This window comes from Marinobacter sp. LV10R520-4 (assembly GCF_002563815.1).
In the GTDB taxonomy this organism is placed as follows: Bacteria; Pseudomonadota; Gammaproteobacteria; order Pseudomonadales; family Oleiphilaceae; genus Marinobacter.
Window position 1 is genome coordinate 356,187 of sequence record NZ_PDJM01000001.1, and the last position, 21,823, is coordinate 378,009.

General features: G+C 55.9%; 24 protein-coding genes. 12 read left to right on the top strand and 12 right to left on the bottom strand.

All coding sequences use genetic code 11. The features are described 5' to 3' along the window. Window positions 1–8 precede the first annotated feature (8 nt). The 8 genes from hisG to ATG98_RS01695 all read right to left on the bottom strand — a co-directional run bounded on the left by hisG (window position 9) and on the right by ATG98_RS01695 (window position 5,448). The gene (hisG, locus tag ATG98_RS01660) at window positions 9–647 is read right to left on the bottom strand and encodes an ATP phosphoribosyltransferase (protein ID WP_098421990.1); all 639 of its coding nucleotides are present in this window, start codon (window positions 645–647) and stop codon (window positions 9–11) included. Window positions 648–688: 41 nt separating this feature from the next. Beyond that, the gene (murA, locus tag ATG98_RS01665) at window positions 689–1,951 is read right to left on the bottom strand and encodes a UDP-N-acetylglucosamine 1-carboxyvinyltransferase (protein ID WP_098421991.1); all 1,263 of its coding nucleotides are present in this window, start codon (window positions 1,949–1,951) and stop codon (window positions 689–691) included. Window positions 1,952–1,981: 30 nt separating this feature from the next. Next, window positions 1,982–2,224 carry a BolA family protein gene (locus ATG98_RS01670; RefSeq protein ID WP_098419229.1) on the bottom strand — a complete coding sequence of 81 codons (243 nt, stop codon included), beginning with the start codon at window positions 2,222–2,224 and terminating at the stop codon, window positions 1,982–1,984. 118 nt (window positions 2,225–2,342) lie between these two features. Next, on the bottom strand, window positions 2,343–2,684 hold the full coding sequence (locus tag ATG98_RS01675) for an STAS domain-containing protein (protein WP_098421992.1): 342 nt from the start codon (window positions 2,682–2,684) through the stop codon (window positions 2,343–2,345). Continuing rightward, window positions 2,684–3,346, bottom strand: a complete 663-nt coding sequence (locus ATG98_RS01680; RefSeq protein WP_098419231.1) for an MlaC/ttg2D family ABC transporter substrate-binding protein — start codon at window positions 3,344–3,346, stop codon at window positions 2,684–2,686. Before ATG98_RS01680 ends, ATG98_RS01675 begins: the two co-directional genes overlap by 1 nt. Window positions 3,347–3,382: 36 nt before the next feature. After that, complete coding sequence (gene mlaD, locus ATG98_RS01685; protein WP_098419232.1) at window positions 3,383–3,832, bottom strand: outer membrane lipid asymmetry maintenance protein MlaD; 450 nt, start codon at window positions 3,830–3,832, stop codon at window positions 3,383–3,385. A gap of 27 nt (window positions 3,833–3,859) precedes the next feature. Next, the gene (gene mlaE / locus ATG98_RS01690; RefSeq protein ID WP_098419233.1) at window positions 3,860–4,642 is read right to left on the bottom strand and encodes a lipid asymmetry maintenance ABC transporter permease subunit MlaE; all 783 of its coding nucleotides are present in this window, start codon (window positions 4,640–4,642) and stop codon (window positions 3,860–3,862) included. Further along, complete coding sequence (locus ATG98_RS01695) at window positions 4,639–5,448, bottom strand: ABC transporter ATP-binding protein (protein ID WP_098419234.1); 810 nt, start codon at window positions 5,446–5,448, stop codon at window positions 4,639–4,641. Before ATG98_RS01695 ends, mlaE begins: the two co-directional genes overlap by 4 nt. Window positions 5,449–5,661: 213 nt before the next feature. Between ATG98_RS01695 and ATG98_RS01700 the strand changes: the two genes are divergently transcribed. The 12 genes from ATG98_RS01700 to yjgA all read left to right on the top strand — a co-directional run bounded on the left by ATG98_RS01700 (window position 5,662) and on the right by yjgA (window position 14,940). Then, window positions 5,662–6,642 carry a KpsF/GutQ family sugar-phosphate isomerase gene (locus ATG98_RS01700; RefSeq protein WP_098421993.1) on the top strand — a complete coding sequence of 327 codons (981 nt, stop codon included), beginning with the start codon at window positions 5,662–5,664 and terminating at the stop codon, window positions 6,640–6,642. After that, window positions 6,642–7,250, top strand: coding sequence for a KdsC family phosphatase (locus tag ATG98_RS01705; protein WP_098419236.1), 609 nt, complete (start codon window positions 6,642–6,644; stop codon window positions 7,248–7,250). Before ATG98_RS01700 ends, ATG98_RS01705 begins: the two co-directional genes overlap by 1 nt. After that, window positions 7,247–7,864 carry an LPS export ABC transporter periplasmic protein LptC gene (lptC, locus tag ATG98_RS01710; RefSeq protein WP_098419237.1) on the top strand — a complete coding sequence of 206 codons (618 nt, stop codon included), beginning with the start codon at window positions 7,247–7,249 and terminating at the stop codon, window positions 7,862–7,864. Before ATG98_RS01705 ends, lptC begins: the two co-directional genes overlap by 4 nt. Continuing rightward, window positions 7,848–8,423 (top strand): lipopolysaccharide transport periplasmic protein LptA, encoded by a 576-nt coding sequence (gene lptA, locus ATG98_RS01715; protein ID WP_098419238.1) that lies wholly within the window; start codon window positions 7,848–7,850, stop codon window positions 8,421–8,423. The genes lptC and lptA overlap by 17 nt, the downstream gene beginning before the upstream one ends. Further along, window positions 8,401–9,126, top strand: coding sequence for an LPS export ABC transporter ATP-binding protein (gene lptB, locus ATG98_RS01720; protein WP_098419239.1), 726 nt, complete (start codon window positions 8,401–8,403; stop codon window positions 9,124–9,126). Before lptA ends, lptB begins: the two co-directional genes overlap by 23 nt. Window positions 9,127–9,295: 169 nt before the next feature. Continuing rightward, window positions 9,296–10,828 carry an RNA polymerase factor sigma-54 gene (locus ATG98_RS01725; RefSeq protein WP_179888019.1) on the top strand — a complete coding sequence of 511 codons (1,533 nt, stop codon included), beginning with the start codon at window positions 9,296–9,298 and terminating at the stop codon, window positions 10,826–10,828. A gap of 43 nt (window positions 10,829–10,871) precedes the next feature. After that, complete coding sequence (hpf, locus tag ATG98_RS01730; protein ID WP_098419240.1) at window positions 10,872–11,171, top strand: ribosome hibernation promoting factor; 300 nt, start codon at window positions 10,872–10,874, stop codon at window positions 11,169–11,171. Window positions 11,172–11,255: 84 nt separating this feature from the next. Further along, the gene (gene ptsN, locus ATG98_RS01735) at window positions 11,256–11,723 is read left to right on the top strand and encodes a PTS IIA-like nitrogen regulatory protein PtsN (RefSeq protein ID WP_018402366.1); all 468 of its coding nucleotides are present in this window, start codon (window positions 11,256–11,258) and stop codon (window positions 11,721–11,723) included. Between the two features lie 42 nt (window positions 11,724–11,765). Next, window positions 11,766–12,650, top strand: a complete 885-nt coding sequence (gene rapZ, locus ATG98_RS01740) for an RNase adapter RapZ (RefSeq protein ID WP_098419241.1) — start codon at window positions 11,766–11,768, stop codon at window positions 12,648–12,650. A 7-nt stretch (window positions 12,651–12,657) separates the two neighbouring features. Then, window positions 12,658–12,927: an HPr family phosphocarrier protein gene (locus ATG98_RS01745; RefSeq protein ID WP_098419242.1), complete on the top strand. Its 270-nt coding sequence runs from the start codon at window positions 12,658–12,660 to the stop codon at window positions 12,925–12,927. A 61-nt stretch (window positions 12,928–12,988) separates the two neighbouring features. Then, the gene (gene mgtE / locus ATG98_RS01750; protein ID WP_098419243.1) at window positions 12,989–14,350 is read left to right on the top strand and encodes a magnesium transporter; all 1,362 of its coding nucleotides are present in this window, start codon (window positions 12,989–12,991) and stop codon (window positions 14,348–14,350) included. Between the two features lie 65 nt (window positions 14,351–14,415). Continuing rightward, a complete protein-coding gene (gene yjgA / locus ATG98_RS01755) occupies window positions 14,416–14,940 on the top strand; it encodes a ribosome biogenesis factor YjgA (RefSeq protein WP_098419244.1) in 525 nt (174 codons plus the stop codon). Window positions 14,941–14,978: 38 nt separating this feature from the next. Here yjgA and ATG98_RS01760 read toward each other — a convergent pair whose 3' ends face one another. The 4 genes from ATG98_RS01760 to ATG98_RS01775 form a co-directional block, all read right to left on the bottom strand. Next, window positions 14,979–15,821: a carbon-nitrogen hydrolase family protein gene (locus tag ATG98_RS01760; RefSeq protein ID WP_098419245.1), complete on the bottom strand. Its 843-nt coding sequence runs from the start codon at window positions 15,819–15,821 to the stop codon at window positions 14,979–14,981. Window positions 15,822–15,928: 107 nt separating this feature from the next. After that, on the bottom strand, window positions 15,929–19,678 hold the full coding sequence (locus tag ATG98_RS01765) for a YhdP family protein (RefSeq protein WP_098421994.1): 3,750 nt from the start codon (window positions 19,676–19,678) through the stop codon (window positions 15,929–15,931). 37 nt (window positions 19,679–19,715) lie between these two features. Beyond that, window positions 19,716–21,206, bottom strand: coding sequence for a ribonuclease G (gene rng / locus ATG98_RS01770; RefSeq protein WP_098419247.1), 1,491 nt, complete (start codon window positions 21,204–21,206; stop codon window positions 19,716–19,718). Then, window positions 21,203–21,808 carry a Maf family protein gene (locus ATG98_RS01775; protein ID WP_098419248.1) on the bottom strand — a complete coding sequence of 202 codons (606 nt, stop codon included), beginning with the start codon at window positions 21,806–21,808 and terminating at the stop codon, window positions 21,203–21,205. The genes rng and ATG98_RS01775 overlap by 4 nt, the downstream gene beginning before the upstream one ends. Between the last annotated feature and the right edge of the window lie 15 nt (window positions 21,809–21,823).

The window sequence follows — 21,823 nt, forward strand, 5'->3', positions numbered from 1 at the left end:
TCCGTGAACTAACGGCGTTTTTCCACCGCAGCCGACATCATTTCGATAATGGGATTTATACGTTCGTGTTTCATTTTCATAGAGGCACGATTCACAATTAATCGGGTACTGATGTGGTCGATCAATTCCCGCGCCTCCAAACCGTTGGCTTTCAGAGTATTGCCGGTATCAACAATGTCGACAATCTCATCGGCCAGACCCAGAATCGGCGCCAGCTCCATGGCGCCGTAAAGCTTGATGATGTCGGCTTGGCGGCCTTGAGCTGCATAATAGCGCCGCGCCAGATTCACAAACTTTGTAGCGACCTTCAGGCGCCCTGTTGGCACCGGACACCCTTTCGCGCCGGCGGTCATCAGGCGGCAGCGGGCGATATTCAAATCCAGCGGCTCGTAAAGGCCTTCACCGCCGTGCTCCATCAGCGTGTCTTTGCCCGTCACGCCCAAATCAGCGGCACCGTATTGCACATAGGTCGGAACGTCTGTGGCTCGAAGGATAAGCACCCGCACATGTTCGTTGGTGGTAGGAAACACCAGCTTGCGGGACTTATTTACATCGTCGATTAGCTCAATTCCGGCTTCTGCCAGCAAGGGCAAGGTTTCTTCCAGAATGCGGCCTTTCGACAAGGCAATGGTGATGGAATCTGTCATATCGTATCCGGTTTCCCGTTATCTCTTTGCTGCCGTGTTACTTAACCCGGCAAACGGCGAATGCTGGCACCCAGCAGCTGCAGTTTTTCCTCGATACACTCATAACCGCGATCGATGTGGTAAATACGATCAACCACCGTATCGCCCCTAGCTACCAGGCCGGCAATCACAAGGCTGGCAGAGGCACGCAAGTCGGTGGCCATAACCGGTGCGCCAGTCAGGTGGTCAACGCCCTTTATAATCGCTGCGTTGCCTTCCATGGTGATATCGGCACCCATGCGGATCAGTTCTTGCAAATGCATGAAGCGGTTTTCAAACACCGTTTCTATGATGGTGCCCGTGCCCTCGGCGATACAGTTCATGGCCGCAAACTGGGCCTGCATGTCGGTCGGAAAGGCAGGATAGGGCGCCGTACGAATGCTGACGGCTTTGGGCCGTTTGCCTTTCATATCCAGCTCTATCCAGTCTTTACCACTGGTGATGTGGGCGCCGGCTTCTTCCAGCTTGGATAGCACCACGTCCATCAGACCTTCGCGGGTATCTTTCAGCTTTATTCTGCCACCGGTAGCAGCGGCAGCCACCAGATAGGTGCCAATTTCAATTCGGTCTGGCAGTACATGATGGTGGCAGCCATGCAGACGCTCTACACCGTTAATCTCAATGGTAGACGTGCCATGGCCTTTGATATCGGCGCCCATGGCAATAAGGCACTCGGCCAAATCCACCACTTCTGGCTCGCAAGCAGCGTTTTCCAGAATGGTTCTACCATCGGCCAGAGTCGCTGCCATCAGCAGGTTTTCAGTACCGGTAACGGTCACCATATCCATGAAAATGTGCGCGCCTTTCAGGCGGCCATTGGTTTTGGCTTTTATGTAGCCATTTTCCACGGAAATCTCAGCGCCCATGGCTTCCAGGCCCTGAATGTGAAGGTTTACCGGGCGGCTACCAATGGCGCAACCGCCGGGTAATGAGACCTGGGCTTCGCCAAAATGCGCCACCAACGGCCCTAACACCAGAATGGACGCGCGCATGGTTTTCACCAGCTCGTAGGGCGCATGAAAATGTTTGATGGTATTGGCGTGAATTTCCACGCTCATCTTCTCATCAATCATCAGCTCAACGCCCATACGGCCAAGCAGTTCAATCATGGTGGTGACGTCGTGCAGGTGCGGCAGGTTGCTGATGGTAACCGGTTCATCGGCCAACAGTGTCGCAGCAAGAATCGGCAAAGCCGCGTTTTTGGCGCCGGAAATGCGGATTTCACCGTCTAGCGGCCTGCCCCCGCGAATAAGAAGTTTATCCACAACAAATAGTATCCTGTATTTTGCGGGCTATCAGCCCTGGCGCGCAGCCCATTCGGCGGGAGTAAAGGCCTTTGGATGCAGAGCGTGAATGGAGCCATCCATAATCATCTGAAACAGCGCTTTGTTGATCAGCTGTTGGCGCTTGATGGTTGATAAACCTTCAAAAACGTCGCCCACTGCCACAACCATGCAATGTGAACCGTCAACCTGCACCTGAATTTCACAGTCTGGCAGCTCATTCTGCACCAGCGTGGTAATTTCGGCGACATCCATAAACACTCCTTGGATATTGAAAAATCAAGGGGCGGAATTGTAACCAATTCCTCAGCCGGGGTCAGCTTTCGCATTGGATAATCCCCATCAATGCTGGCCGCCAGCGATGCTTGTCAGGTCAATCCGCGTTTACACCCGGCCCGGCAGTGGTAAACCCTGGTAATGCGTCATTCAGATTCGCCAGCGCGGCCAGCGCCAGCAAGCGCTCACCGGGGTGGTCAAAGCGCAGGTTCAGCGAACGCTCGCTGGCGAAGCGCTGCCAACACAAAAGTACCGACAGTAAGGAACTGCTGGCGCTGGATAACCTGGCCAAATCCACGGTAATGTCGCCTTTGGCCCCGGCCAGCAGAACCTCACCGCGCTGGCGCAGGTCGGCAGCGGCCATGGCGTCGGCTTCGCCGTCAATTCTCAGAGTATTATCGCTGAAATCAAGCCTTGGTTGCGGGTTACTCGCGCTCATTATTGCTCTGCTTTTTCGTCAATGGCCTGCTCCAGATCGAGACTATTAGCCGCATCATTCCAGCCGTCGATCACCACCTGCACCTGGTCCCGGTTGGCTTCCATTTCCTGACTGAAACGATCGCGGAATGCCAGTCCGATATTCACCCCTTCCACAATTACGTTTTCCATCATCCACTGATCGTTTTTAGCGCGATACATAGAATAGGTAACCGGGTAGCGATTCCCTGTCTCAGTGATGACCTGCATATCAACAGACGCACGGTTATCGTCGCGAGGGTTGAACGTAGCGCCTAGCACCTCGATGCGGAAGTTGCGCGACTCCACCAGAGCCTGGGCATAGCTCTCAAACAAGCTGCGCTTGAACTTTTCTACAAACTGATCACGCTGTTCGGGAGATGCCTGGCGGGCGTAACGACCCATTACCCGGGCCGCAATGCGGCGGAAGTCAACAAAACCCTCCATTGTCTGGTTCATGCTGCTGTAAAACGCTTCGGAGTCGTCCTGGTATAACCCACGCTCCCGGTTGAGCTGTTCAACCATGCGTTGGGTGTTATCATTTACATAGGCTTGCAACTGTTCTTCCGTGTTAGCTTGAGCAGCCACAGCCAGCAGACTGAGCAAAACAAACAGAAAAATGGATCGATAATGCGCGACGACCATCTTGGTGTCTCCGGTTGGGTGCTTGTTGCAAAGGCCTTAGCGGCCTGAGGCAAAATTACTGATCAGCCGTTCGATATTCATCGCCGACTGGGTAGTGTAAAAGTTGTCACCCGGCTGCAGGGACTCCAAATCACCACCAATGGATATGTCAATATACTGCTCACCCAGCAGACCGGATGTGCGTATCATTGCGGCGCTGTCAGCAGGAATGTTGTTTACATCCGAGTTGATAGACAATGTTACGCGGGCCTTAAACGTGTCGCGATCCAGCTCGATAGCCTCGATCGAGCCAACCTGCACGCCCGCCATTGACACTCTACCCCTCGGCCCCAGGCCGCCCGTATCGGTAAAGTCTGCATACACGGTGTAGGTGCTGCCAGCAGCAGCCAATGACAAACCGCTGACTTGCAGCGCCAAAAACATCATGGCACCCATGCCTGCCAGCACGAACAATCCAACAATTATTTCAGTGGTTCTTTGCGCCATCACCGGCTCCTGTTAATTTCCAGATAATCAGAAATTGCCGAACATTACGGCGGTCAATATAAAGTCCAGCCCAAGCACGGCCAGCGACGAATACACCACGGTTTTTGTGGTTGCCGAGCTGATGCCGGCGGAGGTTGGCACGCAGTCATAACCTTGGTACACCGCAATCCAGGCGCACACAAAGCCAAACACCACACTTTTTATGACGCCGTTCAGCACGTCGTCACGAAAATCAACCGAAGCCTGCATGTTGCCCCAGAACGAGCCTTCGAACACGCCCAGCCATTCCACCCCCACCAGCATACCACCAAGGATGCCCACCATCGAAAACACCAGGGCCAGAATGGGCATGCTCAGAAAGCCCGCCCATAACCGCGGCGCTATCACCCGTCGCAGAGGGTCTACGCCCATCATTTCCATGCTCGAAAGCTGCTCCGTGGCCTTCATCAGGCCAATTTCTGCGGTCAACGCAGAACCGGCGCGGCCAGCGAACAGGAGCGCGGTCACCACCGGCCCCAATTCGCGCACCAGGGTCAACGCAATCATCTGGCCAATGGCCGACTCAGAGCCAAAATCGCTGAGAATCGTGTAGCCCTGCAACCCAAGTACCATGCCAATAAACAGCCCGGAAACCACCACAATGACCAGTGATAGCACCCCAACCGAATATATCTGTTTTAACAGCAGTGGTAAGCCCACCGACGGTTTTGGCACACCGACCAGCACACCAAACAAAAACTGACTGGCTCGCCCGAAAGACGCCAGAAAATCCAGCGTGTTTTTGCCCAGGCGGGCAATCGCATCCATCATTGCTTTGCTCCCAGCCCGAAATCGACGGCTCGTTCTGGCGCCGGATAGTGAAAAGGTACGGGCCCGTCGGGTTTGCCCTGCAAGAACTGCTGCACCTTGTCTGATGAGTGCTCACGCAGCTGCTCTGGCGTGCCCGCGCCGATCACCTTGCCGTCGGAAAGAATACAGGCGTAGTGACAAATACTGAGAGATTCCGGTACGTCGTGAGACACCAGCACGCTGGTCAGACCCATGGCACTGTTCAGCTGTCGAATAAGCTTCACCACCACGCCCATAGCAATGGGGTCCTGGCCGGCGAAAGGCTCGTCGTACATAATCAACTCCGGGTCCAGCACAATGCTGCGCGCCAGGGCCACTCGCCGCGTCATGCCGCCGGACAGCTCTGCGGGCATCAGGTCGCGCGCGCCGCGCAGGCCCACGGCTTCCAGCTTCATCAAAACGATGTCACGAATCATGTCTTCCGGCAGTTTGGTGTGTACCCGCAACGGGAAGGCCACATTCTCGTACACGCTCACATCGGTAAATAGGGCCCCGCTTTGGAACAGCATGCCCATCTTTTTCCGCAGCTGATAGAGCGCACCGCGCCGCAGCTTGGGTATGTCGTGACCGTCAACCAGAACCGAGCCAGACTCGGGCTTCAGCTGCCCGCCAATCAAACGCAACAATGTTGTTTTCCCGGTGCCACTAGGACCCATGATCGCAGTGATCTTGCCACGAGGAATCTGCAAACTGAGGCCATCAAAAATACGCCGCCCAGACCGCGAAAAAACCACGTTTTCCAAGGAAATATAAGCAGCTTCTGCCATAACCCACCCCTTAAAAGAGCCGCTACATTATGCCAAGACGCACTCAAGCTCAATCCGCTATGGCTAAAATGTAACCTTGTGGACTTGCCGCAGCCGCGGTTTTGACCCATTCCGAGACAGCCGCCGGCTGTCCAATGTTATACTCTTCTCCATAGCAGCCCCAGCGGCGACATTTTGGCCATCAGCCGAATTAGGACCAAGAAAAGGAACAGGATGACAGACCCAGTGCCAAAGGATTTCCGAGAATCCGCGCTCAACACCATCCGCATCGAGCGCGACGCCATTACCAGCCTTGAACAGCGTATTGGTGAATCATTCACAAGTGCCTGCCAGGCAATTATGGCTTGCCGCGGCCGTGTAGTGGTGACCGGTATGGGCAAATCTGGCCATATCGGCAACAAAATTGCCGCGACTCTGGCCAGTACCGGCACACCGGCTTTTTTTGTTCATCCCGGTGAGGCCAGCCACGGTGATCTCGGCATGATTACCAGCCAGGACGTGGTGATCGCCATCTCCAACAGCGGCAATACCAACGAAGTCGTCACCCTGCTGCCCCTGTTGAAACGCATGGGTACACCGCTGATCAGCATGACCGGTAATCCGCAATCGGTGCTGGCACAGGAGGCACTGGCCAATCTGGACGTTAGCGTACTGAAAGAAGCCTGCCCGTTAGGCCTGGCACCCACATCCAGTACCACCGCCACATTGGTGATGGGCGATGCTTTAGCCGTTGCCTTGTTGGAAGCAAGAGGCTTCAGTGCCGAAGACTTTGCGTTTTCGCACCCGGGAGGGCGCCTGGGCCGCCGTTTGCTATTGCGAGTACTGGACATCATGCACAGTGGCGATAGTGTTCCGGTCGTCACTGAAGGCACGACCCTCAGCGGCGCGCTGCTGGAAATTTCCCGCAAGGGTCTGGGCATGACCACTGTGGTGGACAGTAACGGCGCCCTGATAGGTGTATTCACTGACGGCGACCTGCGCCGCAGCCTGGATAAAAACGTAGACGTACACACCACCGCAATAGAACAACTGATGACCCGTAACGGCAAAACCATCCGCGCCGACCAACTGGCGGCGGAAGCTCTGAATATTATGGAAGAAATGAAAATCAGCGCCCTGCCAGTAGTCAATGAACAGGGTGAGCTGGTGGGAGCCTTGAACATGCACGACCTACTGCGTGCTGGAGTCATTTAATGGACACTTCGATTGTCGGCAACACTCATGGCCGCCCGCAATGGCCGACCAGTGTGCTCGCCAAGGCAGCCAACATTCGCCTGATTGCTCTGGATGTGGATGGCATTATGAGCGATGGCAAGGTTTACTTCAGTGCCAGCGGTGACGAGCTAAAAGCCTTCAACATTCTCGACGGGCTCGGACTCAAACAACTGATGGCCGCAGGCATTACGGTTGCTGTCATTACCGGAAGGCGCTCACCACTGACCGAAAAACGCATGACCGACCTGGGCATTCCTCACCTGTTGCAAGGCCGCGAAGACAAACGCACCGCACTGCTGGAAATTGTCGATCTGCTGGGTATCCCGGCCAGTGATATTGCATATATGGGCGACGATTTGCCTGATTTGCCAGCGCTTCGCTACGCCGGCCTGGGCATTACTGTGCCTAACGGTTATTGGTTGCTACAGGAGCACGCCGATTTCTGCACCCGCAGTCGCGGCGGTGAAGGCGCCGTGCGCGAAGCCTGCGACCTGATTCTTGCGGCCCAAGGCAAGCTCGACACGGCCCTCGCGCCCTACCTTGAAACCCGCCTTGAGCCCTCCTGCGACTTGGAAAGCCGGCTATGAGCTTTGGTAAAGGCGGCAGCCTGCTTGTTGCGCTGTTACCGGAACAACGCCCCAGGTGGCGAACGGTTGCCCTTTTGGCCACTGTCATTGCCACCGTTGCCCTGCTGTGGCACAGCGACAACGAACTGCCGATGCCAACGCAAGATAGCGAACTGCGCGGTGATAGCGAGCCCGACAGCTTTGTGGTGGATGCCCTGTACACCTCGTACGACGAACAAGGCACCATCAAGATCCAGTTTGTCAGCCCCCGCATTGAACAATTCGAGACCACCGACTACGCCATTATGGCCGAGCCACAAGCCACGATCCAAGGCCAGCCCGGTTCAGAACCCTGGCAGCTCACCGCCAAACACGGCAAACTGCGCGATGGCAACAGTCTGCTGGAGCTTGAGGGTGATGTGCGCATTGTCCGACAGATTGGCGAGCGCAGCGCCATCTTGACCACCACCACATTAACGCTGGATAACCGCACCAATATGGCGTACACCGATGCTCCCGTCGAAATCGTTGACGCCACCGGAACTACCAACGCCACGGGTATGAAAGCCTGGCTCAATGAACGTATTCTGGAACTAGATTCCCAGGTAAAAGGACGCTATGAAACTGGCAACTGAACGTAACACCCCCTTTTGGCGTCGCGTGCGAGGCCGGGGCATGAGCCTCGGGCTGGCAGGCCTGCTCGTCAGCACGCCGGGCCTGGCGTTTGATCTTGATTCCAACATTCCCATCAACGTGGCCGCCAATTCAGCACGGCTGGATGACGCCAAAGGCGTGGCAACCTACACCGGCGATGTTGAACTGGTGCAAGGGGACACCAGGCTGTTTGCTCAAGAGGTGGTGCTCTACCGCGACATAAACGGGCTTAACCGCATTGAAGCCACCGGTACCCCGGCCCACTACGTTCAGCCCACAGCCAACGGAAAAGGGGAAACCGACGCAAAAGCCCTCTCCATAACCTGGTCTGCTGCCGAGAAGCAGCTGACCTTTGAACGCGACGCAGTGATCAGGCAAACTGGCAATATTTTTCGCGGTGAGCTGATTCTTTACGACACCGTGAACCGCGTCGTCACTGCCCAAGGCAGTACCGAAGCAGGCTCCGGGTCAGGCCGGGTAGAAATGACGATCCAGCCGCGCAGCACACAGGAATCCGATGGCCGTTCTCAGAGCCAGTAATCTGGCAAAAAGCTACAAACAGAAAAAAGTGGTGATTGACGTCTCGCTGGAAATTCGCAGCGGCGAAATCGTAGGACTGCTGGGCCCTAACGGTGCCGGCAAAACCACCTGCTTTTATATGATTGTCGGGCTGGTGCAGGCTGACCGCGGCCGCATTACGATCGATAACCAGGACATCACTCCGCTGCCCATGCACGGCCGGGCACGAAAAGGCATTGGCTACCTGCCCCAGGAAGCCTCGGTGTTCCGCAAGCTCAGCGTGCGCGACAACATCATGGCCATTCTGGAAACCCGAAAAAGTATGAAGCGGGCCGAGCGCGAGGCAAAACTGGAGGAACTGCTAGCTGAGTTTCACATCAATCACATCCGCGACAGTTTGGGAATGGCGCTGTCTGGGGGGGAGCGTCGCCGGGTTGAAATTGCTCGCGCTCTGGCTATGGAGCCCGCGTTTATCCTGCTGGACGAACCCTTCGCCGGGGTAGACCCAATATCGGTGAGCGACATCAAGCAAATCATTCGCCATCTGCGAGACAAAGGCATAGGCGTACTGATCACCGACCACAACGTGCGCGACACCCTGGACATCTGCGAAAACGCTTATATTGTATCCGGCGGCCATATTATTGCCTCCGGCAGCTCCGCCGAAATTTTTGCCAATCAACAGGTAAAAGAAGTCTATCTGGGCAATGAATTCCGGCTGTAATAGATCCTCAAAGTGTGCATACCGTGACATCGTAAAAGGTGAATCGGTTGATTCCCCGGCGAACTCTAGTAGACTCGGCAGAGAACTTGCTTGTGAACGCAAACCCCGGTTAGCCAACTTTTTTTTGCGGCTGCCACGCGCCAACCGATCGAGTAATGGACTTCCAAGAATGGTGATGAAAGCTTCTTTGCAGCTCAAGCTGGGCCAGAGCCTGACCATGACGCCCCAGCTCCAGCAGGCAATTCGCCTGCTACAGCTTTCCACCCTCGACTTGCAGCAGGAAATCCAGCAGGCACTGGAGTCCAATCCCATGCTGGAAGCACCGGAAGACGACGATCACGGCGATGAGGAACCTACGCACGCCGACACTAACAACGATCAAAATTCGGACGCCAGCGCAGCAGAGACCTCTCCAGACACCAGCAAAGACTGGGACGAAAACGAAAACGGTCCCGACTGGGCCAGCGAAAACGAAATCCCCGATACCCTGCCAGACGACCTACCGGTAGATACCGCCTGGGACGACGTATACCAGTCGGCGCCGGCACCGGCCAGCAGCAATGGCGACGATAACGACTACGATTTTGAAACCCGCAACTCGCCTACTGAAACCCTGCGCGATCACCTGGAGTGGCAGCTCAACCTGACCACCATGACCGACCGCGACCGCGCCGTGGCTCATGCCCTGATGGACGCCGTTGACGAGCGTGGCTACCTGACCAGCTCGCTGGCCGAGATTTATACCGGCCTGCAGGACGAGCACGACGACGACCCGCTGGAACTGGATGAACTGAAAGCGGTACTCAGGCGCCTGCAGTTTTTTGACCCCCCCGGTGTGTTTGGTCGTGACCTGCAGGAATGCCTGCTGATCCAGCTGAACCAGATGCCGCCAGACACCCCTTGGGTTGCTCAGGCGCGCATGGTGATCACCCACTACATCAGCCTGCTGGGTAACCGTGACTACGCCCAACTGCTGCGCCGTAGCCGCCTGAAAGAAGACCAGCTAAAACACGTACTGGCGCTGATTACCAGCTTGAACCCGCGCCCCGGTGATGTGATTGACCGGACCGAACCGGACTACGTCATTCCAGACGTCATTGTGTACAAGCGCAACGATCGCTGGCGGGTAGAGCTGAATCCAGAAATTGCACCGCGCATTCGCGTCAATGCCAGCTATGCTTCATTGATAAAGCGCGCCGATAGCAGCGCTGACAACACCTACATGCGCGATCAGTTACAAGAGGCTAAATGGTTCATCAAAAGCTTGCAGAGCCGCAACGAAACGCTGCTGAAAGTGGCTACCCGTATTGTGGAATATCAACAGGGATTTCTGGACCAGGGTGAAGAAGCCATGAAACCGTTGATCCTCTCGGAAATCGCCCAAGCCGTAGAAATGCATGAATCTACCATCTCCCGGGTGACCACCCAGAAGTTCATGCACACACCTCGCGGCATTTTTGAGCTCAAATATTTTTTCTCCAGCCATGTCAGCACCGACGCTGGCGGAGAATGTTCCTCAACCGCTATCCGCGCCATGATAAAAAAACTGATAGCAGTCGAAACCTCCAAAAAACCGTTGAGCGACAGCAAGATTGCGGCCATGCTTGGGGAACAGGGAATCCAAGTGGCACGGCGTACCGTGGCCAAATACCGGGAGGCACTGCAAATACCTCCCTCTAATGAAAGAAAGCGACTGGTGTAGCAGCGCCAATGTAACAACACCGATGCAATAGCAGGAGAAGCCTATGCAACTCAACATTTCAGGCCATCATGTAGAACTGACCGAAGCACTCAAAGATTACGTGAACGAAAAGTTCCAGCGCCTGGAGCGCCACTTCGACCAGATTAGCAACACCAATGTGATTCTGCAGGTGGAAAAATTGCGCCAGATAGCCGAAGCTACCGTAAATATCAGCGGTGGCGAATTGCACGCCAAGGCCGAAACCGAAGATATGTACGCAGCGATTGACGCTCTGGTGGACAAACTGGACCGCCAGATCCTCAAGCACAAAGAAAAGCAAGTGTCCCGGATGCATGGTAACTAACACCGGACACAACGCGTAAACGCTTCACGCGCTGCGGCATGACACCATGCTGCAGCCTTTTTTTAATGGAAGTGCCGTCGACCCATGAGCGAGACATCCCTGACCATAGAAACCATCCTTGCCCCGGAACTGACACTTTGCAACGTACCAGCGTCCAGCAAGAAAAGGGTTCTTGAGTTTATTGCAGAGCAGATTCACCTGCATAACGCCACCTTGGGCGACACTCAGATATTCAGCAATCTGATTGCCCGCGAGCGCCTGGGTTCCACCGGAATCGGCCAGGGCATCGCCATCCCCCACTGCCGCCTGGAAGGCCTGGAGCACGTTATTGGCCTGCTGATCACTCTCAGCGAAAGCGTGGATTTCGATGCCATTGACAACCAGCCGGTAGATTTGGTTTTTGCCCTGGTTGTGCCAAAAGAAGCCACCAGCGAGCACCTTGAGCTGCTTAGCCAGCTTGCAGAAAAGTTCAACGATCGGGCTTTTTGCGACCGCCTGCGCCAATCGGAAGATGCCATTACCCTATTTCAGCGCATGACCTCCGGACGCTGATCTGTCCTACTCCGACCGTTCGCACCTAAAGAGTTATTAACGATGAAACTGATTATTGTCAGCGGCCGTTCCGGATCGGGTAAAAGTACGGCGTTGCACGTACTTGAAGACCTAGGTTTTTACTGCATCGACAATTTACCCATTGGCTTGCTGTTCCCGCTGACCAAAGAAACGGCCGCACAAGAGCCGGCCGGCCGCTTGCAAAAAATGGCAGTAAGTATAGACGCGCGCAACCTGTCCGGTGAGCTTGCCAATTTCGAAGATATTCACGGACGCCTGAAGGACACCGGCGTCAGCGCTGAAATCATATTTCTGGACGCCGACGAGCAATCTTTGCTGCAACGCTTTCATGCTACCCGACGAAAGCATCCTCTGAGCGACGATCAGACGTCACTGCGCGAAGCCATCAGCTCGGAAAAAAAACTGCTGGAACCCTTGTCGAACCTGGCTGACCTGTACATCAACACCACTGGCATGGGCATGTACGAGTTGCGGGACATGGTCAAACAGCGGGTGGTCGGCCGCAAAGATCAGGAACTGGCGCTGCTGTTCCAGTCGTTTGGCTTCAAGCACGGCGTACCGGTTGATTCAGACTACGTATTTGACGTGCGTTGCCTGCCTAACCCCCACTGGGACACCTCTCTGCGCAAGTTCACCGGCATGGACCAGCCGGTGATCGAGTTTTTGGAAAACGAACCCATGAGCGCAAAAATGGTTCAGGAAATCATCGCTTTTCTGACCTCGTGGCTACCGGCATTTGCCGACAGCAACCGCAGCTATATGACCATATCCATTGGCTGTACTGGCGGCCAGCACCGCTCGGTTTACGTCTGCGAGCAGATAGGTGCCCACTTCCGCCAGCACAGCAACAACGTGCAAGTGCGTCACTCCGAACTGTTACACCTGAAAACCGTACAGGACGCCTGATTCAACCATGATCCGACGCCATCTGTTTATCATCAACAAACTGGGCCTGCACGCCCGCGCAACGGCCAAACTGGTGGCCACAGCGTCTGCTCACCAAAGCAAAGTCAGAATCGCCGGTAAAGGCCGTGAAGTAGACGCCAAAAACATCATGCAGGTGATGATGCTCGCCGCCAGCCAGGGCACCGAAGTAGAACTGATTGCCGACGGTGAAGACGAGCAACAGGCCATCATTGCGTTGACAGAACTGATCAACGATTACTTTGGCGAGGGCGAATAGTCGCTCACGCAGCGCCTGCAAGTCCGCTATAATACAGCCGTTTTCTGACCGCGGATGAGCCATGACCGATATTCTGGAAAAAAGCCAGGCACGCCAACGCCTTCGCTCATTAGGCGAGGCGCTGGACAGTGGCGCCCTGAAACAGGTCGCACGCATCCTCAATGGCGGCCTCAGCCCCAGTGATATCGCTCACCTGCTGGAATCATCGCCTCCGCGGCAACGGACGCTGCTGTGGAATCTGGTCGACAAACAGCTTGAAGGCGAAGTTCTTCAGTATCTGAACGAAGACATTCGGGGCGATTTCCTAAGCAAATTCAACGCTCAGGAGCTGGCCGATCTGATTGAAGACTTTGAGTCGGACGATCTGGCCGACTTACTTCAGCAGCTCCCCGACACGGTGATTCAGGAAGTTCTGAACACCATGGACGAACAAGACCGCCAGCGGGTGGAAGAGGTACTGTCGTACCCCGAAGACACCGCCGGCGGCTTGATGAACACCGACACCATTACGGTGCGCCCGGACATCAGCATTGACGTGGTGCTGCGCTATCTTCGCCGCCACCGCACCCTGCCCTCCATGACTGACAGCCTGATTGTGGTCAGCCGCCGCGATGAATTTATCGGCATGCTGCCGGTTACTTCCTTGCTGGTATCGAATCCTGCCGCCACCGTGCGTGAAGTGATGGACACCGATATTGAGCCCATCCCGGTCAGTCTGTCAGACACCAAGGTTGCCATCCTGTTTGAGCGTTATGACCTGATCTCGGCGCCGGTGGTGGCGGAAAATGGCAAACTGCTGGGCCGCATCACCATTGATGACGTGGTCGATGTTATCCGCGAGGATGCCGATCACTCGCTGATGCGGATGGCGGGTTTGGACGACGACGAAGATACCTTTGCGCCGGTGTGGAAAACCTCGCGCAGGCGCGCGGTTTGGCTGGGCATTAATCTAATGACCGCGTTTATCGCCTCTGGAGTGATCGGTCTGTTTGAAGAGACCATCACCAAGGTGGTGGCACTGGCGGTGCTGATGCCCATTGTGGCCAGTATGGGCGGCATTGCCGGCAGCCAGACCCTAACACTGGTCATCCGCGGTATGGCCGTTGGTCAGATCAGCAGCGCCAATGTAGGCTGGTTGTTAAACCGCGAGTTTCTGGTGAGTGCAATGAATGGCGTGTTGTGGGCTTTGGTAGTGGCCGGCGCGGCTACCCTGTGGTTCAAGGATATTATGCTGGGCGCTATTATTGCCGCGGCGCTGGTGATCAATCTTGTCGCTGCAGCCCTGGTGGGCACCGTGTTACCGTTGTTTCTGAAGTCGCGTAACATTGACCCAGCACTGGCTGGCAGTGTGATTCTAACCACCGTCACCGACGTTGTCGGGTTTGTGTCCTTTCTTGGCCTCGCGACTCTTTTTTATGCGTGAGTTGTTTAAATCCAGATAGTTTTTACATCTAAATAGCTTTTTACACCTAAGTAACCGGTAATATCATGATTGATCATAACGAAGAAGAGTTTGAATACGACGGCCCCAGCAAGTCCCAGCTCAAGCGCGAGATGCACGCGCTGCAAAGCATGGGCAAGCAAATGCTGGAGCTAAACCATGAGCAGCTCGACAGCCTGCAAATCAGCGACACGCTGCGCCGCGCCATCGACGAATCGGTCCGCATTCGCCAAAACGAAGCCAAGCGCCGGCACCTGCAATACATTGGCAAGATCATCCGTCAGGAGCCCGACCCCGAGGCCCTGCAGGCCGCTATCACCGCGTTCTCCGCGGGCAGTGTAGAGCACACCCGCCGCCATCACCTGGCTGAGCGCTGGCGCGACCGTATCATCACCGAGGGCGATAGCATTATTGGCGAGTTTTTAAGCCACTGCCCGAGTGCGGATATCCAGCATTTGCGCAATCTGGCACGTAATGCCCGCAATGAAGTGCAGAAGCCGCAAAGCGCCGGCCACGGCCGAAAACTATTCCGCTACCTGCGCGAGTGCATTGACGCCAACGAGCAAATGTAAGCCAGCCAAAAGCGTTTTGCGTGCTTACGTAACGGCCGTTACAGGCGGCGATGACTCCATACCGGCATGTGCTGGCGCAGTTGATCCAGCCAGTGTTTGTCCAGCGCTGCGGTTACCATACCGGGGCCATCCTCGCTAACCTCGGCCAGCACACTGCCCCAGGGGTCGCAAATCAAACTATGGCCGTAGGTGCGGCGCTGGCTGCTGTTGTGCCCGCCTTGCCCGGCCGCCACTACGTATAGCTGATTTTCAATGGCACGCGCCCGAATCAGCGCGTGCCAGTGGGCATTTCCGGTTTTCCAGGTAAAGGCGCTGGGCAGGCACACCCAGTCAGCACCTTTGTCACGGAGCGCACGGAACAGCTCCGGGAAGCGCAGGTCGTAGCAAACCGCCAGCCCCAGGCGCCCTGCTGGCGTGTCCACGGTAACCACCTGATCTCCCGCTTCGAAGGTATCCGACTCACGGTACTGGCCGTGGGCATCGTCCACTTGGGCATCAAACAGATGAATCTTGTCATAGCGCGCCACTTCGTCGCCCAGATCATTGAACACCAGGCAACTGGCTCGCACCCGGTCAGCAATGACCGACCCATCCGGGCGCAGAGCCAACGGCAATGAACCGCCTACAATCCAAAGCTTCAGGGTTTTCGCCTGTTGTGCTAGAAAAGTTCGAATAATGCTTTCGCTACCAGCCTCCTGCTGCCCGCAGGGAAGCATTTGATCGCTAGCCAACACTGCGAAATTTTCCGGCAGTACCGCCACCTTTACGCCCGCCTCCGCAGCCTGCTGTAAAAGTGCGGCGGCAGCCTTCAGGTTGTCCTGAAGCTGATGCCCACTGACCATTTGCAGGGCCGCCAAAAGCGCCGGGGATTGCTGTGTCATTGCCACACTCCTTCATTGTTATCGCCAGATATCTTTGTTGTTACTGCCCGATACCTTGCGTTTGTGCCCATTACCAACGCGATTATGAACCCTAACTGCAGCGGAGTTCAGTCACCTGCGCCAAACACACCCTGCAAGTTGGTTTTGGGCTCGTCCCAAGTTCCAGACACTTTATAACTGGCACTGGTCAGCTTGCTTAACGGATCGCCCAGTATTTTATCCAGCACAAACAGAGCACCGCCAATCGGTGCTCCTGCCCCCATTAGCAGAGCCGCCAAAGGCAGATTCTGGGTTAACGGCACCACCACTACAAGCCGCATATCCAGAGTCTCAGAAGCCATATCGGTGGTGCCGCTGAGTTTGAAAGCTCCGGAAGGGCCCACAATCTGTAATTCCGGGTTCAGGGTTAACCGCCCATTGGCAATCTGCGCCTTGCCGGAAAGCGCATCAAACGCCACGCCACGCTCATACAAGTCTGAGAAGTCCAACTGCAGCCTACGCCATAAGGTATCGGTGTTCAGCAGGTTGAACACGCGAAAAAGCTGGGCACTGTTGTTTTGTTGCAGAATCACACCGTCTTCCAGAGTCATACTGATATCGCCACTCAGCTGCTCAAGTCCAAACTGATCCGGGCGACCTGGCCATTCCAGCGCCAGTTCAATATTGGTCGCAAGGTTCTCTAGAGGTATATCCGCACCAAACAACCCTCCAAGTTCAGCCAGTTCGCCCCCCGTGACGCTACCTTTAAAACGGCTAACTTGATTTTGCCCTTGCAACAGCCAGTTGAATTCACCCGCCAGCGCCAGGGAATCCAATTTGCCCTCAATGGACCCGATGTTTACACCACCAGCCTGGGGGCGCAGCAAGAATGACCATTGCCCCAGCGGCTCGCCGGCCAGGGCGAGCTGAGCTATGCGAACATTTGCGGAAGGCCAGTCTTGGGGCCGCAGCTCGGCCGCGGCGCCTGAGTCAACGCTATCGCGCAGGTTCGCCGCTGCAGTAGGTGTTGGGTCCTGCGAATCGTTACGGGGCAAGTTCAGGTGTTGTAAATCCACCGTCAGCTCAGAACCGTCGTTCGGAACTTCAATGCGCCCGCTGACCAGGTCTGAGTCCAATCGCACTGTCCATTGTTTATCCAGATCCAGAGCACTGATGTTTATATCACTTAATCGACTGCCACCCAGTTGAAGGTAATCCACGCGGGCATCAAACCCGATGTCCAGTGTACGCACATAGCCATGGCCTCGATTTTCCCAATTCACTCCAAATGCCACACCGTCTTTCACCGACGAATCCAGAGTCAGGCGCAAGGGCGCGGTCTCGGCCGCCGCTTTTTCGAGAGACCCGGGCCAGTCTATAGCCAGACCGCGCAAGTCTGAATACAACTCCAGCTCTGGCGGGCTTGCCGCCATCAGAACCAGATCAGCGCTGTAGGCTAAGGCTCCGCTGATGCCGTAGCTGGCATCAGCGTCCACACCGGCTAATTGCCGAAGGGCTTCAGCGTCCAACTGGCCACTCTGGTTGACGGTTAACCCGTCCTGTTCGTTAATACCCAAACCGATGGTGACGGGCTGGCCTTCAAACACCCCCTGCATCGGTGCGCCACTGAAGCCTTGTTCGCTGCGATACCGGGCCTGCCCGCGAATCTGCGCCCATTGCAGACCTGAGGGCAAGTGTTGCAATCCAACATCGTTGGCCGCCACGAGGGCATCCACGGAAAACTGCCGGGGCTGATTTAAAGGTAAGCGCAATGCCAGCTGTAAATCCGCACTTCCGGTAAGCGCAATCTGGCTTAATCCATCGCCGGCTACTTCGCCCAGCGGACTGTTCTTCATCCACAGGTCGAGTGCCTGCGCAGGTACTCGAGCCGCTGTGTTAACACTCACCACAGAGCTATCATTACCGGTGACCAGTCGCACCGTGCTCGGCCGCAATTGCAAGCCACCACTATTTGCCTGTTCTACACTGACCACCGCCGAGCCGTTATGAACTTCCACCCGGCCGCGGGCGCCGGTCACCGCCGGCCACTGTGGATCATAGCGCAGAGTGGCTTCTTCGAACTGGTACCACATAGCCGACATAAACGAACCCGGTGGCGCCCCAGCGCCAATCTGGCCATGGCCGTAATAAGCGCCAGAGGAAATCCGACCGGCCTCAATGGCGGTGGTCAACCATTTATAAAGCTCCGGTGCCACGGCGTACTCTGGCACCAGGTCCGCAATCATTGCGGCGTCGCCGTTTTCAACCTGTACCTGCAAACCCAGATTATCATCGCCGTGCTGGTCCAGGCGCAGATCAAAACCGCCAATCAACTCGGTCTGCTCACCCACACCCAGGCGCATGCCTTCAGAAAATACCCGTATAAGAGCACCGTCAATCTGCCAAGCTACCAGGGCTTTGAAGCGGGGAAACTGCCAGCGTGCCGAAAACAGTTCAGGAAATTCAATTTCTACCGGCTGCTCTGCGGCATAGGTATCCACATAGCCGCCACGGCGGTCAACGTAGATATGCCCCTGCACTTGGCTGGCAGCAGGCGCGCCGTTATGTGCGTTAACTTTGACATCGCGCAGCCGGGCGCTAAGCTGAAAATCGGCCGGGTCCGCATGGGGTATGTCCAGCCTCATAGCGTCCAGAAAGCCTGCGGGTTTATAGTCGGCCAACGCCTCCTGGGCAAGCTGCGGCAATAACGGCAATGCCGCCATCAGCCGGCGCAATGGCCGCAGCGGCAGCGCATCGGCCACAAACCTTACGCCAGCGGAGTCATTACCGGCCTTGGCAGAGCTATTGGGCAGCGCTGTCAGCCGTGCGCTGAACGGCGATACCTGATCGCCGCTCCAACGCCACTGCAGCTGCCGCAGGTGCCATGCACCACTGCCGCCAAGTGTTTGGTCGTCGCGCCGCCATCCGAAACGGGCGCGAATGTCTTCCAGCGGAGCCAACGACATAGCGCCGGCCCCTAATTGCAAATAGGGGGTGCGCAAGGTCCCGTTGACCTGCTCCAACTGGCCGTCACGAAAACTGAGCCAGGCCTGGCCGCCCACATCAAAGCCTTCCACCCGCATATCGCGCCAGCGATAGTCGTCAATCAGACCATCAAACAGGCGCCCGGAAGCAACGTCTACGTAAAGTTGGCCGGTGAACTGACCCAACAGAAAGCTCCGGCCTACCAGGCGAAAACTGGCCAACTGCTGATTGGTGCCGGCTTGCATAGCGCGGCCGGAGGCGCGGAAAAGACCGCGCTGATAAAGCAGATCAAGTTGCGGAATGTCCAGTTGACGCAGGTTGCCACTGCTGTCGGAAACGGCCAGCTGAATGCGTGTGATGCGGACAAAAGGTTTTGAAAGCCAGCGTTCGGCCAAGGCGACCAAGCGCTGCAACGAATTGTCGCTGAACTCAAGACCGCTGCCGGCAAGGACCACCTGCCCAGTCGCTTTCTGGCGCAGGGCTAGATCCAGGCCGTCTGCCTCGAACTTTTCCAGCACCAGGCGCAAACGTAACATCGAGGCCAGAAAATCTACCCGCATTCGCAGATGTCTCAGGTAGGCCAAAGGCTCGTCCTCGTCCAGGCCGGTCTCTGCGACCGTCACATCTTGCGCGCTGAATTCCGGGTTCAACCAATACCAACGCGCCGACAGCTCACCAATGCTAACCGTATAGCCCAACTGCTCTGACAGCTGGGTCTGCAAGGTATCGCGATATTGGTTCATATCCGCGGTCAACTGGCGCCCCAGACCGGCATAAAGAGCTAACAGCAGCAACAGAGCCAGCGCCAGCCACCATACCAGCGTAGACAAACTCGCTAACCAACGCAGCGGCAGGGAATTCGGGGCCGGGGGCGGAGATTCCTGCTTTGACACTGGGCTTTACTCCAAACGCCGGTTGCCAGCAGCAAGCTTACAACAGCACAACATCGTACTGCTCCTGACTGTAGAAAGGCTCGACTTGAAAGCGAATGGTTTTGCAGATAAATGTTTCCAGATCAGCCACGTTATCCGACTCTTCATCAACCAGGAGATCGACAACGCTTTGCGACGCCATCACCAGATAGCTTTCGGTGTCATAAGCGCGATTCACCCGCAAAATTTCGCGGAAAATTTCGTAACAGACCGTTTCACCCGTTTTCAGAAAGCCGCGGCCGTCGCAAATCGGACAGGGCTCACACAGCACCTGGCCCAGGGATTCGGTGGTGCGCTTGCGGGTCATTTCTACCAGGCCCAGTTCCGACACCCCGGTAATCTTGGTTTTGGCGTGGTCTCGCTCCAGCATTTTCTCCAGCATGCGGTGCACCTGGCGTTTGTGTTCGGCGTCTTCCATATCGATAAAGTCGATAATAATAATGCCGCCCAGATTACGCAGGCGCAGCTGGCGACTGATGGCACGAGCCGCTTCCAGGTTGGTTTTGAAAATGGTTTCTTCAAGATTGCGGTGGCCAACAAAGGCTCCGGTATTGATGTCGATGGTGGTCATCGCTTCGGTTTGGTCGATAATCACATAGCCGCCCGATTTCAGCTGCACTTTGCGGCTAAGGGCTTTCTGGATTTCATCTTCTACCGAATACAGATCAAAAATCGGGCGTTCACCCGGGTAATACTCAACTTTATCGGCAAACTCGCTGACGAACTCATGCACAAACTCCATCACTCGCTGATGACTTTCACGACTGTCGATGCGTACTTTTTCAGTTTGAGGACGAATCAGATCGCGAATAGTGCGAATAAACAGCGGCAGATCCTGATAAATCACCGCGGGCGCCTGAACCTTGTCCATGCGCTCGTTAATAGACTGACCAAGCCGGTGCAAATATTTCATGTCGGCGGTCAGGTCCTCTTCGCTGGCAGCTTCTGCAGCGGTGCGAATAATATAACCACCCTGAATAGCTACGGAAGACGCCTGCTCTGCGGCGGCTTCACTCACAATCGCCTTGAGCCGGGCACGCTCGGTGTCGTCTTCGATGCGCTGGGAGATGCCAATGTGATTAACACCCGGCATAAATACCAGATAGCGGGAAGGAATCGAAAGCTGGGTGGTTAATCGTGCGCCTTTGGTGCCAATGGGGTCTTTGGTGACCTGCACCACCAGCGACTGGCCTTCACGCAGCAGGGTGCGAATATCGGGCACCACACGGGGGCCGTCGCTGATGTCATCACTGCCGGGCTGACTGGTAACCACGTCGGACGCGTGAATGAAGGCCGCACGCTCAAGGCCGATATCAACAAACGCGGCTTCCATACCCGGAAGCACCCGCACCACTTTGCCTTTGTAAATATTACCGACAATACCTTTTCGACTGGCGCGTTCGATGTAGGCTTCCTGCAACATCCCGTTTTCAACCAGCGCAACACGGGTTTCTACCGGCGTTACGTTGATCAGAATTTCTTCACTCATGATTGGCGCTCCTTACTGCATGGCCACTGGTTCCACACAGGATAGCCTGCTGCGCTCAGCAATGCCGCGGTTTCCTGCAGCGGCAAACCCACCACCGCGCTGTAACTTCCCTGCAATTGTTCAACAAATATGCCACCAAGGCCCTGAATGCCATAGCTGCCGGCTTTATCCATGGGTTCGCCGGTAGCCACGTAGGCGTCAATTTTCGCCTCCGTCAGACTGCAAAAACTCACGTTGGTGGTCACCAGGCAAGAACGGCAACCATCCGCGCTTACCAGCGCTACGGCGGTGAGCACCTGATGCTGGCGCCCGGACAACGCCCCCAGCATGATTTTGGCATCCGCAGCGTCAACGGGTTTACCCAGAATGACGCCTTCTACTATCACCGCGGTGTCAGCGCCCAATACCAGTGCACCGGGTTGCGCGGCAGCAGCCACAAATAGCGCTTTTTCCCGCGCCATGCGTTCAACGTAGTCGGCGGCAGTCTCAGCGGAGCGCGGGGTTTCATCAATAGCCGCAGGGCACACGTCGAAGAGTGCACCAATTTGCTGCAATAATTCGGCACGGCGTGGAGAAGCCGAAGCCAGTATCAGTGTCTGCATTGACTGCCTCTTGTG